This window comes from Cuniculiplasma divulgatum, assembly GCA_031200235.1.
Classification (GTDB): Archaea; Thermoplasmatota; Thermoplasmata; order Thermoplasmatales; family Thermoplasmataceae; genus UBA509.
Genome location: CP133595.1, coordinates 889,518 through 905,167, shown reverse-complemented (window position 1 = coordinate 905,167; position 15,650 = coordinate 889,518). Strand labels below are relative to the sequence as shown.

Genomic DNA, 15,650 nt, shown 5'->3' with positions numbered 1-15,650 from the left:
CTGGCAGCTTTGTCAGTTTTCCTGATAAATTCCTCTGATTGTGCTGAGAGGACGACTTCAAAAGGCAATATCAGTATAGCTCCTTGCTGATTTGATCGAGAGTCTTTACCCTCCCTGCCTTTATATCTTCTAGCCCTTGAGCAATTCCCCTCATCATTTCCGGATCAGAAAGAATCTCGAGAGTCTCGATCAGTGATTCTCTACTTGCTACTTCGGGAGAGTAAGAGTCTACCAGTCTGGAAATCAAATCATTGTAAGATTCTCTTGGATGTATTTTCAGGCGGTTAAGTCTTTCTTTAAGCTCGTTGTCAATCTGAACTGTTGTTACCATAGGCAACAATGGGTAGCAATAGTTATTAAACTTTAAGTTGATTAAAAGTTTTAAGAGCTAAATTGGAATCCGTTTTCTCCATTCTCTCATTTCCACAAATGTGTTCTCGGAATAACGGCGCCTTAGCTTTCTAAAGCTTCTCAAATGTGGTATGCTCACACAGCATATATTTGTCCAGTCATTTTTATTGTGTGATATAAGTTTATGTCAATGGCATGAGTGAACTCCACTTCGAAGACCTTACCGCACCTAAGAAAAAGTAAGTTAAGGAGGTTGCCTTAAATGATCTTGTGGGGGATTCCAGTCAGTATCCCACTTATTTATTGGGCGGACAAAAGAAATAATTTTACCTGTAAATCCTGGAGGTTCAGTATTCGCTTAAAGCTATAATCAAATACCTACCGGTCCATTCTGTTAACTTAGTTTATACCAAGTTTGCCCCGGATTCCAGAATTTTTTTAAGGTTTATCCTCGGGTTCCAACCAGAGGGTATCGTCATAGTACTCACGTTCTCTCTTTATCAGACCATTTTCAAACTCAAATATATCAACTGATCTTCTTGAGCGTAGTTCAAGCTCTGCAATCACGACTCCACTTTCTATGTCTGAAACCATGTTCAAAACACTGAATCTTTCTGGTATGTTCCGATAGGCTCTGATCATCGTCTTGATATAATCCTTTTTTCCGGACACAACCTTTCGTTTGGGGGGACCGTATGAAATCCACTGGACATCTTCCGAGAGAAACGATTCATATAGTTTCCAGTCCCGATCATTTTCTGCATTGAAGAAATTTGTGAGTTTCTCTTCAAGTTCATTTTTCTGAGTCATCTTTACACCCTTGGCCTAGCACTAGTGCTTGCGTCAGAGTTCCTCAAGAAAATCTCTGACATTTCTCACCTTCCCATCCTCGATGTCCAGCTCGCTTTCATTGATTTGATTCATGACATGTTTATTCAGAAGTGTTTTCGTGGTGACAATCTGACTCTGAATAAAAGAATCAAGATAACAGTGAACTAGCTTACAAATCATAAACGTTCCTCCTATGACCTATCCTTAACACCAGAATAATCAATTTCTCTTTGTCCAAGTCCAAGATCACCCTGTAATTTCCCACTCTAAGCCTGTATCCCTCGTCACCAACGAGTTTCTTGACATAAGCGTCGGGTCTTACCCTGATCCGTTCGATCGTTGCAATTATTCTCTGCCTGGCTTCCTGGTCTAGTTTTCTAAGTTGCTTTAAGGCCAGATCTGAAAAAAGCACTTCATAGGTCAAAGTCCCAGATCCTTCTTGACCTCTTCTATGGTGTGATATTTACCTTCCTTGATCTCCTGTCGAGCCTGAGCTATCTCTTTCTTAGTTTCTTCATCAAGCTCCAGTGCATCTTCCATGAGGTCCCAGATTACTTCTTCGTAAGTTTCCTTGTCATACATTTTACGCTTGGCAAGTTCTTTTTGCAACTTCTCACTGACCTGTATTGTTGTAGGCATTTGGAACCACTATATCACTCTATAATGCACCACAGTATTTATGATTTTTCATCAATATCTTCAGAAATTTCAGGTATTCCCTTAAAACTTTATCAAACCCTGACCGGTTCATTCGAACCCCCTGTGAACAGCTTGAGACCATCCGCTGTAAAAACTTCAAAATGTTCATCCAGAGTATAAAGTGAGCAGCCGTTGTTAATTGCTATGGAAGCAATAATGGAATCCATTCTTGGAACTGCTTTTCCTTTTCTTTCCGCGCTCAACTCCAAAACAGCTGATAGTTCGCTATCTTTTTTAGTGAAGTCCAGAGTTGGTATTTGCAGAACCGGACTGGAATTTTTGGAGTATTTTTCCATACCGTAAAGAACCTCATGCATGTTCACTGAACTCGTGCAGTATTCTTCCCCGCTTTCGATGATTTTAAGCATTAGTTCATCGCCTTTGTCTGATTCCCTATCCAGAATTTCTATGATGACGTCAGTGTCTAGAAGAATCAATTTCCTTTCTCCCACCTTTTCTTTTTTAAATCCGTAAGTAGATCATTCTTATCTTCAAACTCAATGCTTCCCCTTAATGACCTGATTAGATCTTTCTTACTCTGTGATTTAACAAGCCGGTCGAGAAGATCACTAAAACTTTCATTCTCTTTCTTGAACCTTTTCAATTCATCATACACTGACTTTTTGATAGTTATAGTTTTAGGCATGGCATGTGTTTATGTTTAAACACATTATTATTTTTTCCAATATTATAGATGAGATTGTTTCATTGTACCCTATTTATCTTGTTTGTCAGAAATATTAATCAATCCTGAAAGAGATGTAATACCTACCGATTATCCAGCACAATACAGATATTTAGTAACCATTTAGTATTAACTTAAAATTTTAATCAAATCCGAACAGGTCCACTCTGGCTATAACTGAATTTGCTTATAGGTAAAAGCATAGACTGAACGCAGGCTTTTCCTTTGAACGTGTTAGTGATTCAAAATAGAATTTATAAAGCGTGATTTAAGGAAATCAGGTTACTTGAGGTCGATTTATATTCCATATAATTCAATGACGAGTCTTAATGTACTATATTAGAGGGTATAAATCATTATACACAAAATATAGATAGCACATAGTGTCAAGATCAGGCATAACAACAATTCAACTGGATAGGTCGGTTGTAGATGAGCTTAAAAAGTTTAAAAGATATCAGCGGGAGACCTATAGTGAGATAATTCTCAATCTTATAGAAAGTGTGAGAGAGAATGGTGAGTTTGAAACATTTGTGCAGAAGGCTCAGGAAGAGAGGATGAAAGAGCTATGGGGAGAAGGCGGCTACTCAGGGTGGGAACATGCCTGAGCCTGGAGATGTCATATTAACAAGAGTAAAATTCACTGATTCAGATGACTTTAAAATTCGGCCTGCACCTCATATTATTCGAGGAACTTGGCAACATTGTCATTGCCGGGATAACAACCAACACCAGGATGAGTGGCATAAGTATATTGAAAAGTGAAGGAGCTGCCCAGGATAGTGTGATTAAATTACACTTTTACCATTACAAAGGAGGCCATAATCAAAACGGTATTTCGATTGAGCACTGAAAAAAGGAATTTGGTTTTTGATGAACTCACCAAGAAGCTTTCCCTCCTTAAGCCGCTATAATAGATTCCCACTCTACTATAATGACTCTTATCATCTAACTTCACCTATCCTACTTATATCAGACTATTTGTACAATTTACACGTATATCTGCAAATAATTGCATTATCGCCATCGATCGAGAAATCGGCGTGAGGTATGAAAGGTAGTGTTCACCTAAAACATTAAACAGTACGTTTCGGATTCACAGTATGAAGGATATGTTTTGACTTCTATGAAAAAAGTTCTATGACATTCATGTCATGGCATTGGCCTTATTTATCTTTCCTTCATTGCCATTTCTCTTCAGCCTCTCCTTCTGAACATTCCTGAGCACATTCATGCGATCTTCCAGGGTGATGGTCTGGGAGGGCTTTACTGCCCTTGATCTCATGGATGCTATCTTCCTCTCTGTCAATGTATCTATCTGGTCAACGAAATGCTCTCCCTTCTTCAGCATTGTGTAAATGGTCTCAAGCAGTATCCTTGCAATTGCAACAATTGCACGGTTCTTCCCCAATCTCCGTACAAGGCTGAGATACTTCTTCCTCATCCGTTCGCTGTACTTGATGACAATATGTGCTGCATTCACCATTATGAATCGGAGCATGGAGGGTCCATGCTTGGATATGTGACCCTTTATGTCACGATTCCCGGATTGGTCCTGCCTTGGAACAAGGCCGGCATATGATGCAAGCTTCTCCTTTGAATCGAATCTGGATATGTCATCTATCTCTGACATGATTGCAGCTGATGAATATATGCCCATACCGGGAATTGTCATGAGGAGATTCACGTTCCTGTCATTCATGACAGATCTGGATATCTCATCCTCCACCATGGTCTCTTTCCCCATCAGGTATGCTATCTGATCCAGCAGATCAGCGAGGACGAATCTCTGGGCAGTGGAAATGCTATCCACTGATCCCAGAATGCATTTCATCCCCTTCTTTCCGAATATGTCAGTTGCATCAATGCTTATGCCTGCAGATGCCAGGATGGCATGAACCCTGTTCTTGATCATGGTTATGGCCTCTCCAAGTGACCTTCTGTACCTGACGAGTGATCTCAGATCATCAGAGTACCTGGAGGGGAGATGCACCTCAGGGAGTTCCCCTAACCTCAGGAGCTTTGCTAATTTGTAGGAATCCTCCCTGTCGTTCTTCTTCGCAGTCCTGAATATGAGTGCCAGTGTGGACGGATCTGCCATATGTGTGTGGAATCCCATGTCCCTGAGCTTCCGGGCAACATACTTCCCAGTTGTGGATACCTCCAGGGCAATCTCAGTATCCGCAACAGCATATCTTGCCCTGAACCCCTCCCATGATGATGCGCTGTTGCCCATATCATACTGTTCATTCACATTCCCCTCATTATCCATTTCCGTAACAGATACGGTACGTTTATGTATATCAAGTCCTATGTATATCCAGACCACCTCCAGTGGTTTGTGTGGGAGCATGAGTCGGAGTAATCTCGACAGCCTTCTATTCACCCTTGTTTCAGGGTATTATGTCGAGGCGAAGGGCAGCAAATCTAAGTTGCGACCTCGCAGGTCAAGTCTAAACTCTGCTGCCTCTCCGGCTCTCACGCTAACATCGTCATGAAAGCGTGGCCAAAAGAACTTTTTTCATGACATCTAAGAAATTGCTATTGTAATTAACTCCTTTAACCTCTTACAAACTTCATAGTTCCACTCAACTACCGCGAATGCGTTAGGCCATATGGTCCCGTTATCAAGGTTCGCTTTACCACTAAAACCAACGGTGGCATATCTCGTTTTAAACTTACGTCTTTCCTGAAAAAACAAAAGAACTGAACCATTTTTCTCGTAGGCTGGCATACCGTACCATGTTCGCGGAGTAAGTCTTGCATCTATCTCCTTAATTAAAGCATGCAAGTTTGTTGCAATTGTTCGATCGGGTTCACCCATTTCTGAAAACTTTAATAGTACCTCTTTTTCAGAATCCTCAAGATTCGGTTTAGATACCTTCTTTCTGATTGAAGCCAGCTCCTTTGCTCTCTCTGCCATAGCCAATTTTTCTTCATCCGTGAAGCCAGCGTTGACCTTGTCCTTTTTTGCCATAGAATCTTCTATTTATAAATTGCACAAATATACAAGATCATTCCGTTCTTATGTCTTAAATTACGGTATTCGCTTAAATCGCTAAGCAAATAATGACTGGCCCATAGTTGCGATCATGCACAATTATCTCGTTAAAAAATCAGTAATAATGGACTAGTTACAGATCCAGGCTTTTTCGCGTTGTAACTTTCAAGCTTGCAATCTTATGCAGTTTCAAGTCGTCAGTTACAAAATCGTATCCCGATTCGATAGCAGATACGAGATATGATGAATCGTAGAATGTCAGACCCTCCTCTAATGACAAACTCAACACAGAAGCTGGTGGTGACACGATCTGCTCCATTGAATCAATCAATTCAAATAGAACAGTGCCAGATTCCATTGCTTCTTCCTTTGAAATTCTATTTCTTATTTTATGACTCTTCCAAAGAATGTTCCCTATCTCGTACTTGGCAAGAGGATTCGTGGCCCCGTTTGTGAGTGCACTGTACTTACCACTTTGAAAGAGGTTGAAAATTGCGGAAGCGTCCAGCAGGTTCATCTTTCCCTGTCTTCCCTGAGGTCTGAAACTACTTCATCTAACTTTAATTTAGAGATTATAGGTGCTACCCTTTTCATTTTCTCAATTAGATCTTTACTTCTGGCTTTCCTGATTTCCTCCTGAACTGCCTTTCTAATAATTGCTGTTGGATTCAGTCCAAGTTTCTTTAACTCCTCTCTCTCTTCTTCTGATATCTTTGCAGAAACTGTGGTATACGTTTTCATACTATATAATAGACTACGCTTATTTTAAAATTATGTATTGCAATTTGTAATCCAAAGTGAAAAAAAATGGAATTCCTAGAGGCGAGAGACCTTTACATCTGCTAGAACTGCTATACACATCACCTTCGTATTCGTTCAATTCTCCTAATCAGATCTGCATAGACCCTATTCTGGGCATGGCAACACGTTATAAGATGTGTCTGTTTTGAATCTTAAGTCCGCCCAATCTGGATATTGCATCCTATGAAATATAAACTGATTGCGGAAACTATCAGAACGCTGACAGCACTCATAGCCATTCCTATGGACCAACCGAAGAATTGTCCGGACATCAAGAAGAGTATTCCATTTGTTATTGCTCCTACGACTCCAGCAAAAATGACGATTGCACATATTCTCAAGGACAAGAACTGAGTTTTATAAGAAAGGAAAAGAATTGCAAATGAAGTAACAAGAATGGCGAATCCAGTGACAATATGAGCAAGTATGAAACCAAAGTGATTTTCAAAATACGCTAGGGACTGAACTGCCCCAAGATATTTTACCGGAATGTTTACCTCAAGATTGATCGTCATACCCAGCCATAACTGTGTGTAAACGCCGGTCAAGATTTGTGCAAAATCGCCAGGATAAAATTGATCCACCCCATATAACTTTTCACTCATTCTTTTCACGTCTTCTTTCTGTCTGTAAAGAATTCTTTCTCCTGTCCTTCAGCCTGTATGATTCACCCTTGATGTTTATGACAGTGCAGTGGTGCAGTATCCTGTCAAGGACTGCAGAAGCCATCACTGAATCTCCAAGTATTTCGCCCCATTCGCTGAAAGATTTGTTGCTTGTGTATATCGTGGATCTCTTCTCATACCTGGATGAAACAAACTGGAAGAACAGATTGGATTCCTCCCCTGTCAGTGGCAGGTATCCGATCTCGTCCACTATCATGAGCCTGAACCTGGAATATGTCTTTATCCTGTATTCCAGTCTCTTCAGATCATAGTCTCTCTTAAGTGTCTGCACCAGTTTCATGGCTGATATGTAATATACCGGAATATCTGACATGATTGCACGCATTCCAAGTGCCACCGATAGGTGTGTCTTCCCCACGCCTGGTGGTCCCAGGAATACAACATTCTCTGTGTTGTGCATGAACCTCATGGTCATGGGATGTTTCAAGGTACGAATCAATGGTGTTCTCAATGGTGGTCAGGCCAAGCTTTGAAAGATACTCATGCACTCTCTGGTATGAATCCATCAAGCCACCTCCTCGTATCTCTTCAGGTCGCGTGTTTCCACCATCTGCCCGTATATTGCAGAATTCTCCTCCTTCACTGCTTTCAGAAGGCCTTCAAAATGTTCCTTATTCCTTGATATCCTTCCTGTTCCCGTGAGAATGGCATGATCAGCAACAATGGTGGAATCGATCTCTATTTTCACAAGTGCCGATTCCTCAATGATCCTGCATTCCCTTCCGGCATGTTTCCAGGGAACGGAATACCTGTTTCCCCTGTATGAAACATAGCAGTCCCTTGAGACCTTCCTGATCTCCTCCTTCCTTGTCATGTATGCCGGTACTGTCGACAGGGGGTTGAGCTTCTCATCCTTCAGCCTCTCTAAAGGTATTTCATGTGTTGTTCCATGTACCTGGGCATTGACCTTCCTCAGCCATTCCCGGCACTGAACATTTATGTCTGATAGGTATTCAAATGATCTGCCTGCCCAGAAGTTGTTTCTCACATACTTTATTGTGCTCTCTATCTTGCCTTTTGTCTCCGGCGTGTATGGATAGCAGAGCCTTACAACAATACCATAGTACTCTGCGAAATCCATGAATTTCGGGTTGAACCTGGATTCTGAGGCTTTCAGTTTTCTGTCGATGACAACCTGCTTCATGTTGTCATACAGTATCGTGTCTGTGAATCCTCCATAGAATGAGAATGCATTCAGGTGCATCCTTATGATATTCTCAGTGGATATGTCAGTGGTGAATTCCACATACCGCATACGGGAATATCCCAGTATCCTGGAGAAGGCATACAGCTTCCTTCTCTTTCCGTCCATGTCAATATGGCCGAACTCACCGAAATCAACCTGTGACTGTTTCCCCGGATCTGTCTCATAGCGGTATACTGCCTGTATCCTGCGATCCTTTCTGAGGTCATGGCAGTACTCCTTCAGTATTGTGTATCCGCCATGGTATCCCATCTTCCTGATCTCCTCAAGTATCCTGACAGCTGAAAGGTTGTGTTCATCTATGAGTGCACGTATCCTGTCTCTGTACGGATCAAGCTTTGATCCCCTCTTCCTTTGCCTGTGGTTCGCCAGTCTGGTTGTCCTCAGCAGTTTACTGACTTTGTTCCTTGATATGCCGAGGTCCCTTGCGATCTCCCTGTTGCTCATTCCCCTATCCTTCATATTCCTGATCATTCTCCACACCTCCAAACGGTACAATTCAGACCCTCTTCCAAATGAGGAAATGGATCAGAATTAAACCGGCGATCTGGATCACTTTTATTCCGGCGAAAATGCACAAAAATCAACCGGCGATTACAAAGGACAGCCCTTCTTGCTCTGTGATTTGATCAATCTGTCCAGAAGCTCGGAAACTCTCGTTATCCTTTATGAATGCTTTTAATTCATCGTACACTGACTTTTTGATGATGATGGTTTTTGGCAAACATATGTTTTTGTTTAAACATCATATAACTTTTCACAAAACCAACAGCAAGATTGCTTCGTTATTCTGCCTATTCAATGCGTTCATTTAAAACCTCAGTCAAATCCCGACAGGCCCATTTGTGTAAATGGCAGGTGAATTCTGTCCAGTTACGTTTTCTCATCTTTTGGCGCAGAAACTTACAGGTGAAGAGACATAATACATCTGACCTTTAAAACAGGAAGTTTCAATAAACTTCTTAGAGATTGCTTTTGCTCTTAGCTGTTCATCAACTTTTACTGGTGATACGGCTACCTCTGTCCTCAATTTACTCCCACTCGTTTACACTATATTAATATGGAGTTATTCTATTGAAATGAAGTGCTTAAACCCGGAATCTATGAACAAGTAATCAACCATCTAATACATGATGAAATCGAATCACAGAGTGCAAAAATCATAAATAAAGCAAAAATAGAAGGAGAAGAGGCCTCGAGAATGCTGGCCTCCTATGTGGCTGAAACCATTGAAAAATATCTTGAGGTCCTGAGAGAAAAAGGCGCGGGCATCAGCGACCTTGTTTCTGTGCTGAACAGATCACTCGAATCCATGAATCTCCAGAAGAATGGGCTTAAAATGGATGAGTTCCTGATTCATGAGCTAGGAGAGAAATTACTGTCCGTTACAGAAAGGATCTCTGAGGCCGACGGAACACCAGAGAATCATGCAATTGTAAGGCCAGAATCGTCCATCTCCAGGAGTTCCATTTTCACGGGATCTCTTGGTGAGCCCAGCCTTTATTCAGAGCTGAAAAGGGAGATACGGTCCTGCGATTCCGTGGATATGCTTGTTTCCTTTATAAGGTGGAGCGGTCTGCGGCTTATTATTGATGACCTCAGAGATTTCACAACCCGGGGAGGAAAGTTGAGGGTAATAACAACCTCATACATGGGTGCAACAGACATAAAGGCCGTGGAAGAGATCAGCAGACTCCCAAATACAGAGATTAGAATTTCCTATGACACCCAGAGAACAAGGCTGCATGCCAAAACTTATATATTTAAAAGAGAAAATGGCTTTTCAACAGCCTACGTGGGATCATCAAATCTTTCCAATGCCGCGGTGTCCAGTGGGCTGGAGTGGAACGTTAAGGTTACTGAGAAGGACATGGCCAGCACCATGCAGAAGGTCAATGCGACATTTGAAACCTATTGGAACTCAAAGGATTTTGAACCGTACGGCCCTGAAGACCGATCAAGATTCATCAGGGCAATAGACGCGGAAAAGGGCAGAGAATCAGGAACTGCTGCTCCATTCCTTTTTGAAATACATCCATACACATATCAGATGGAGATCCTGGAGAAACTGGAAGCTGAGAGGCTGGTGCACAACAATTACAGGAATCTCGTGGTTGCTGCAACCGGCACAGGAAAAACGGTCATATCCGCATTTGATTATAGAAAATTCCGCAGTGAAGTGAAAAATGGGAGGCACCGGCTCCTTTTTGTGGCACACCGTGAGGAGATTCTCAGACAGAGCATTGATTGTTTCCGTGGAATTCTCAGGGATTATAATTTCGGAGAACTGATGGTGGGGAATTTCAAACCATCCAGCCTGGAACATCTTTTCGTAAGTATCCAGTCATTCAATTCACAGGAGCTGTTCCGCCAGGCAGACCCATATTATTATGATTATATAGTGATAGACGAATTTCACCATGCGGCTTCAGCAAGCTACCAGAAGCTTCTAGAATATTATCATCCGAAGGTCCTCATGGGACTTACAGCAACACCGGAACGTATGGATGGCAGAAATATACTTGGCTATTTCGGGAACCGCATCTCTGCGGAAATCAGATTGCCGGAAGCCATTGACAGAAAGCTGCTGAGCCCTTTCCAGTATTTTGTCATAACTGATCCTGTGAGCCTCCAGGAACTGCACTGGACAAGGGGAGGCTATGACAGCTCTGAGATTGAAAAACTCTACACTGATGAAAATGGGTGGGGGATTACACGTGCAACACTCATAATTGATTCTGTGATGAAATACATCTCAGATATAAGGACCGTCAGGGGTCTTGGGTTCTGTGTCTCCAAAGTTCATGCTGCCTTCATGGCCAGGCAGTTCAATGAAGCAGGAATTGCCTCAATGACACTGACTTCAGATTCATCTGATGATGAGAGGTTCACCGCCAGAAAGGCTCTAACATCAGGGAAAATCAGGTTTATTTTTGTTGTGGACATTTACAATGAGGGAGTGGACATTCCTGAGATAAACACAATTCTTTTCCTCAGGCCCACGGAAAGTCTGACCGTTTTCTTGCAGCAGCTTGGGCGTGGCCTCAGGATCACCGAAGACAAAGAATGCCTGACTGTTCTGGATTTTGTTGGGCAGGCAAACCACAGGTATGATTTTGAATCCAAGTTCAAGGCCCTCTTAGGCAAGAGTAGCAGGGGTATTGTAAATGAGATAAAGAACGGATTTCCTGGAGTCCCAACAGGCTGCTATATTCAACTTGAGCGAAGGGCCACAGAATTTATACTGAAGAATATAAAGGAATCCATCGGCACACTTTCCGGTATGATATCAAGGATTTCATCATTCCATGATAGCACGTCACTGGATCTTTCGCTGGAAAATTTTCTCAGTTACTATCACATGGATATCCGTGAAATTTATGGAAGGTACAGTTTCTACAGACTTAAGGAAAGGGCTGGCATAATTGAAGATTTTAATGAGCCACTGGAAAAGGTCATGACCAAGGCTTTCTCGCGCATATGTTCAATAAATTCAAGGAAGTGGCTTGAGTTTCTCATCAGCGCTCTTGATGATCTGGATTCTCTCGACGTAGAGAAGCTTGAACCTGAGAAATACAGGATGCTCATGATGTTTCACTTCACAGTATGGCAGAAAAGCCCCGGGATGTGTGGATTCACTGACGTAATGGACGGGCTCATTAAGATAAGGGACAACAGCAACATGTTTGCTGAGTTACTGGAAATCCTCCGGTACAACCTCAACAGCATTGACTTTGTGGATGAGCCTGTCGACCTTGGATTTGAATCGCCACTGTATCTCCACTGCAACTATACCAGAGACCAGATTCTTGTGGCCTTTGATTATCTGACGCCTGGAAATGTCAGGGAAGGAGTGAAATACATTCCAGACAAGAAAATTGACCTGCTGTTCATCACCCTGAACAAATCGGAAGAGCACTACTCTCCGTCCACCATGTACAGGGATTATTCCATAAGCGATTCGCTATTTCACTGGCAGAGCCAGAGCACAACTTCAGAAGATTCAGCTACGGGGCAGAGGTATGTGAACCACAGCAGGAACGGTGGAAAGATTGTTCTCTTTGTGCGGGAAAACCGGGAAGATATGGCAGGTGCCTCTCCATATACGTTTCTTGGAACTGCCAGTTACCTGAGCCACACCGGAAGCAGGCCAATGAATGTTGTGTGGAAGCTTGACAGACCAATTCCAGCAAGATTTCTTGCATACACCAACGTCATGGTGCCGGCCTGACACAGGCCAGAACTGGTCAAGAGATGTTGTGTAAGCTAACACTGTAAAGATTAATGGCTGCTTACCCTAGGACGTATGCTCATCTACGAGGTTTTCTGAGGGCGTGACTGCTTGAATCTGACCACCTTCTCCGAAAATTTTCTGGAAAATGTCATACCCAAAGCTTGTTGGAATTGGATCGGCCTGAATGACCCTGAATGTGCGTGTTCCATCCTCGAGCCTCTCTGCTCTGAGAAAGGTTGGTCTGTGCACATTTCCAATGTATGCTTCTGCAAGTTCGTTGAAATGTGTTACAAATACGATCTTCATTCCTCTGTCCAGCATAGCGTTTATAATCTGCATGGCAAGTTCAGAACCTTCTCTCACGTTTGTAGACGAGAATGATTCGTTGAAAAGCAGTCTGCTTCCGGGATGTATGTTGTCAATTATTTTGCTCATCCTCTTGAGTTCCTCGTCAAATTTTCCCATAGCCATACTGGAATCCTCCTCTCTCTTGAAATGCGTAATGATGGCACTTGCTATGTATGTGCTAAATGATTCTGCGGTAACAAACATCCCGCACTGCATCATTAGTTGTGCCTGCCCAATGGCCCTGAGGAGTGTTGATTTCCCACCTCTATTGGCGCCGGTTATGAATATTATGCTGTCGTTCTCTGCAATAAGCGAGTTTCCCACAGCAGCCTGATCAGTCCTGAGGGTCAGCGCCACATCATATAGGCCCCGGTACACGGTTCCCTTCCTGTGATCGTCTTCAGGCTCGGGAAATGAGGCTTTTGCACCCAGGAACTTCAGTTCATTCCACAGATTGATGCATCCCAGATAGAATGCCATTTCCTCTTTCAGCCTGTCAATGAAAGACAGGACATTTTCTGCGGATTCGCTAACTATGTGGGATGTTTCCATTATGCTTCTTGTGCGCATCTCGGCAAGTGCCTGGGCTCCACTTTCGTCACGGTCAGGAAGGGTATAGGTATAATGGGGTTCCCTTATGTGGACGATCTTTTCCATAAGTTTGTCTGGCCTGATATCCGGCACCACCAATGTATATCCAGTAAGCGAGCTTCCCATCCCAATTTCGCCACGAACGTATATTCCCCTGGGAAAACGAAGGTTTTCCAGGTGTTTGGAAACCATATCTATGTATTCTTCGTCGAATTCATTGATTATCATGGTGAAGAGCTGCCTGAAACCTTCTGAATGAAGCGATGGCAGCGCTGATCTTCCAATTTCCCGGATCTTTGTCAAAGCAGAAAGATAAATCTTCAGCACAGAAATGGATTCGTGGAGAACAAATTCCGGATTTGATCGACTTATCCAGAAATGCTGTTTTCTGGCTTCAGCAACAGCATTGACAATTGTTGCATATATATCTCTCACCAGTGCTTGGTTTTCTATGGCATCCTTTGCTACCTCCTGGCGGTACATTATGGTTTCACGATCTTTGAGGCTCCCCAGGACTGTTTTCTGGCATACATCAAATACATAGCTGTCATTATGGGCCATTGCGTTGAATATGGTTTCAAGGTCCAGATCCTTTTCCAGGTCCTTGTTGTTCCATGGAATGCTTTCTAAGTTCGAATGATCACTATTCCTGAAAAGCAGGTTCACCCTCATTCTCTGATCCTCCCCACAATCTTCTCATATGTGAGCCCGTACTTCTCTGCTATGGCTCTAGCATAGGCAAGGCCATTTGGTTCACTTCTCAAGACTCGGAATGTTCTTAATTCAGGCATAGATGGATCAACATGGCTCACCATGCTGACCACACCATTTAAGCGGGCAAATTCATCAAGAAATGTCACATAAACACATACGGAATTCTTCTTCCTGATGAGGTCAATAATTTTTCTTCCTATCTGAATTGCATCCTTTGAAGTTGTTGAACTCAGCATTTCATTTATGATAATTATGCTCCTCTCAGTGGCGGATTCCAGGATCCTACGCATTCTCATAAGATCATCTTCCAGCTTTCCCCTTAGGTTCTCTGGATCCTCAGATTTCTCGAAATGAGTGTATATATTATCCACAAGAAAGAGTCTTGCTTCCCTTCCAGGGATTGGGAGGCCAAGTGCAGCCAAAAAGTGCGCCTGTCCAAATGATCTGGCGAAGGTTGTTTTTCCGCCGTTGTTGGGACCGGTCACAACAATAGTGTTTTCATTTTCGGATAATCTGAAATCGTTTGCCACCACGGGCAAGCCTGATGATGAAAGTTTGTGCGCAAGAGCAAGATCGAATGACATTATGCAATAAATGTCCCTGTCTTTTCCAATTTCGGGTATGCAAAATTCCAGTCCTGCATTTTTGACAGGCTTTATGTATTCCAGATAAGAGATGTAGAATTGTGACTCCCTGTATATGCGTGCCATAACAGGTTCAATGAAACCTGTGTGGTTTTCATAGAAGCTCATGAGCGCCCTGAACTCTTCCGAGAACAGACGTGCAATCAGTGCCAGAACTGAGATTTCGACATGGTTCATGGAAGGATCGTTCAAGTGCTGCCGGTTCCCTGCTGATTCTTTGACTTCCCTGAATTTGCTGAAGGCGTCATGCACAATTTCATTGTAGTTCTCCCTGCCTCTGTCTTTCCTTACCGTAACCCTTGACGATCCTATGGCCATCTCATAACGGATTGAGGATAAACCTGCTTTGACACGCCCTGCCTCCTCTGAAGTTTCCCTGAAGCTTTGGGAATCCACATACTCTTTTACATAGTCCCTCAGTGATCTCAGGCCCTGGGAATCAAGGTCTGCGCTTTCCAGTCTTGCTGCAAAATCCCGCACTGCATCAAAGTACATCAGGGCGGCGTCCAGATGCCAGCCCTGCTTCTGATATTCAGCGAGCTTTTCTATTCCGGAAAGTCTCCTGTTGACGCTCTTCATTCTTGTGGAATAATCTCTCAATGCTGCTAATGTCTCCATGTTCTGGAGGTCTCTGAAAATCTCCTGCCTGTATCTCACAGTTTCAATGCTTTCAGGTATTGTATCAAATAATGGTCGCAGGTCGTAATCTCCATATGCCGCCGTTATCCCGTTTATGATCTGATCAATATTGAGATCAACGAAGAAATCAGGATCTTCCTCTGCAAGATGACCTGTTTGGCCCTTTGTCCACAGAATACTGTTGAAAACCATCACCTTCACTCCTGCCGCAACCCTCTGCAA

The 15,650-nt window shown here is 42.9% G+C and carries 17 protein-coding genes; 2 read left to right on the top strand and 15 right to left on the bottom strand.

From position 1 onward, the window contains the following. Positions 1-70 precede the first annotated feature (70 nt). The 6 genes from RE469_04815 to RE469_04790 form a co-directional block, all read right to left on the bottom strand. The gene (locus RE469_04815) at positions 71-331 is read right to left on the bottom strand and encodes an antitoxin VapB family protein (protein ID WMT45520.1); all 261 of its coding nucleotides are present in this window, start codon (positions 329-331) and stop codon (positions 71-73) included. A 458-nt stretch (positions 332-789) separates the two neighbouring features. Next, complete coding sequence (locus RE469_04810; GenBank protein ID WMT45519.1) at positions 790-1,161, bottom strand: nuclear transport factor 2 family protein; 372 nt, start codon at positions 1,159-1,161, stop codon at positions 790-792. A gap of 190 nt (positions 1,162-1,351) precedes the next feature. Next, positions 1,352-1,606: a type II toxin-antitoxin system RelE/ParE family toxin gene (locus RE469_04805; GenBank protein WMT45518.1), complete on the bottom strand. Its 255-nt coding sequence runs from the start codon at positions 1,604-1,606 to the stop codon at positions 1,352-1,354. Beyond that, a complete protein-coding gene (locus RE469_04800) occupies positions 1,603-1,821 on the bottom strand; it encodes a hypothetical protein (GenBank protein ID WMT45517.1) in 219 nt (72 codons plus the stop codon). Before RE469_04800 ends, RE469_04805 begins: the two co-directional genes overlap by 4 nt. 92 nt (positions 1,822-1,913) lie before the next feature. Next, entirely contained in the window at positions 1,914-2,318 is a 405-nt protein-coding gene (locus RE469_04795; GenBank protein WMT45516.1) for a type II toxin-antitoxin system VapC family toxin, read from the bottom strand. After that, the gene (locus RE469_04790; protein WMT45515.1) at positions 2,315-2,527 is read right to left on the bottom strand and encodes an antitoxin VapB family protein; all 213 of its coding nucleotides are present in this window, start codon (positions 2,525-2,527) and stop codon (positions 2,315-2,317) included. The genes RE469_04795 and RE469_04790 overlap by 4 nt, the downstream gene beginning before the upstream one ends. Positions 2,528-2,949: 422 nt before the next feature. Between RE469_04790 and RE469_04785 the strand changes: the two genes are divergently transcribed. After that, positions 2,950-3,174 carry a hypothetical protein gene (locus RE469_04785; protein ID WMT45514.1) on the top strand — a complete coding sequence of 75 codons (225 nt, stop codon included), beginning with the start codon at positions 2,950-2,952 and terminating at the stop codon, positions 3,172-3,174. Positions 3,175-3,713: 539 nt separating this feature from the next. On the opposite strand, the gene RE469_04780 is transcribed toward RE469_04785, so the two are convergent. From RE469_04780 to istA, 7 genes are all read right to left on the bottom strand, one after another. Next, on the bottom strand, positions 3,714-4,919 hold the full coding sequence (locus tag RE469_04780; protein WMT45513.1) for an IS110 family transposase: 1,206 nt from the start codon (positions 4,917-4,919) through the stop codon (positions 3,714-3,716). Positions 4,920-5,096: 177 nt separating this feature from the next. Beyond that, positions 5,097-5,543 (bottom strand): hypothetical protein, encoded by a 447-nt coding sequence (locus tag RE469_04775; protein WMT45512.1) that lies wholly within the window; start codon positions 5,541-5,543, stop codon positions 5,097-5,099. 157 nt (positions 5,544-5,700) lie between these two features. After that, positions 5,701-6,084 (bottom strand): type II toxin-antitoxin system VapC family toxin, encoded by a 384-nt coding sequence (locus RE469_04770; GenBank protein ID WMT45511.1) that lies wholly within the window; start codon positions 6,082-6,084, stop codon positions 5,701-5,703. Next, a complete protein-coding gene (locus RE469_04765) occupies positions 6,081-6,308 on the bottom strand; it encodes a CopG family transcriptional regulator (GenBank protein WMT45510.1) in 228 nt (75 codons plus the stop codon). Before RE469_04765 ends, RE469_04770 begins: the two co-directional genes overlap by 4 nt. 212 nt (positions 6,309-6,520) lie before the next feature. Continuing rightward, positions 6,521-6,973, bottom strand: a complete 453-nt coding sequence (locus RE469_04760; GenBank protein ID WMT45509.1) for a hypothetical protein — start codon at positions 6,971-6,973, stop codon at positions 6,521-6,523. Next, on the bottom strand, positions 6,966-7,481 hold the full coding sequence (gene istB, locus RE469_04755; protein WMT45638.1) for an IS21-like element helper ATPase IstB: 516 nt from the start codon (positions 7,479-7,481) through the stop codon (positions 6,966-6,968). Before istB ends, RE469_04760 begins: the two co-directional genes overlap by 8 nt. 78 nt (positions 7,482-7,559) lie before the next feature. Continuing rightward, positions 7,560-8,732 carry an IS21 family transposase gene (gene istA, locus RE469_04750; protein ID WMT45508.1) on the bottom strand — a complete coding sequence of 391 codons (1,173 nt, stop codon included), beginning with the start codon at positions 8,730-8,732 and terminating at the stop codon, positions 7,560-7,562. A gap of 727 nt (positions 8,733-9,459) precedes the next feature. Here istA and RE469_04745 point away from each other — a divergent pair. Next, entirely contained in the window at positions 9,460-12,489 is a 3,030-nt protein-coding gene (locus RE469_04745) for a DUF3427 domain-containing protein (protein WMT45507.1), read from the top strand. Positions 12,490-12,555: 66 nt separating this feature from the next. On the opposite strand, the gene RE469_04740 is transcribed toward RE469_04745, so the two are convergent. Together RE469_04740 and RE469_04735 are read right to left on the bottom strand one after the other, a co-directional pair. Next, complete coding sequence (locus tag RE469_04740) at positions 12,556-14,103, bottom strand: hypothetical protein (protein ID WMT45506.1); 1,548 nt, start codon at positions 14,101-14,103, stop codon at positions 12,556-12,558. Continuing rightward, positions 14,100-15,650, bottom strand: a complete 1,551-nt coding sequence (locus tag RE469_04735) for a hypothetical protein (GenBank protein ID WMT45505.1) — start codon at positions 15,648-15,650, stop codon at positions 14,100-14,102. The genes RE469_04740 and RE469_04735 overlap by 4 nt, the downstream gene beginning before the upstream one ends.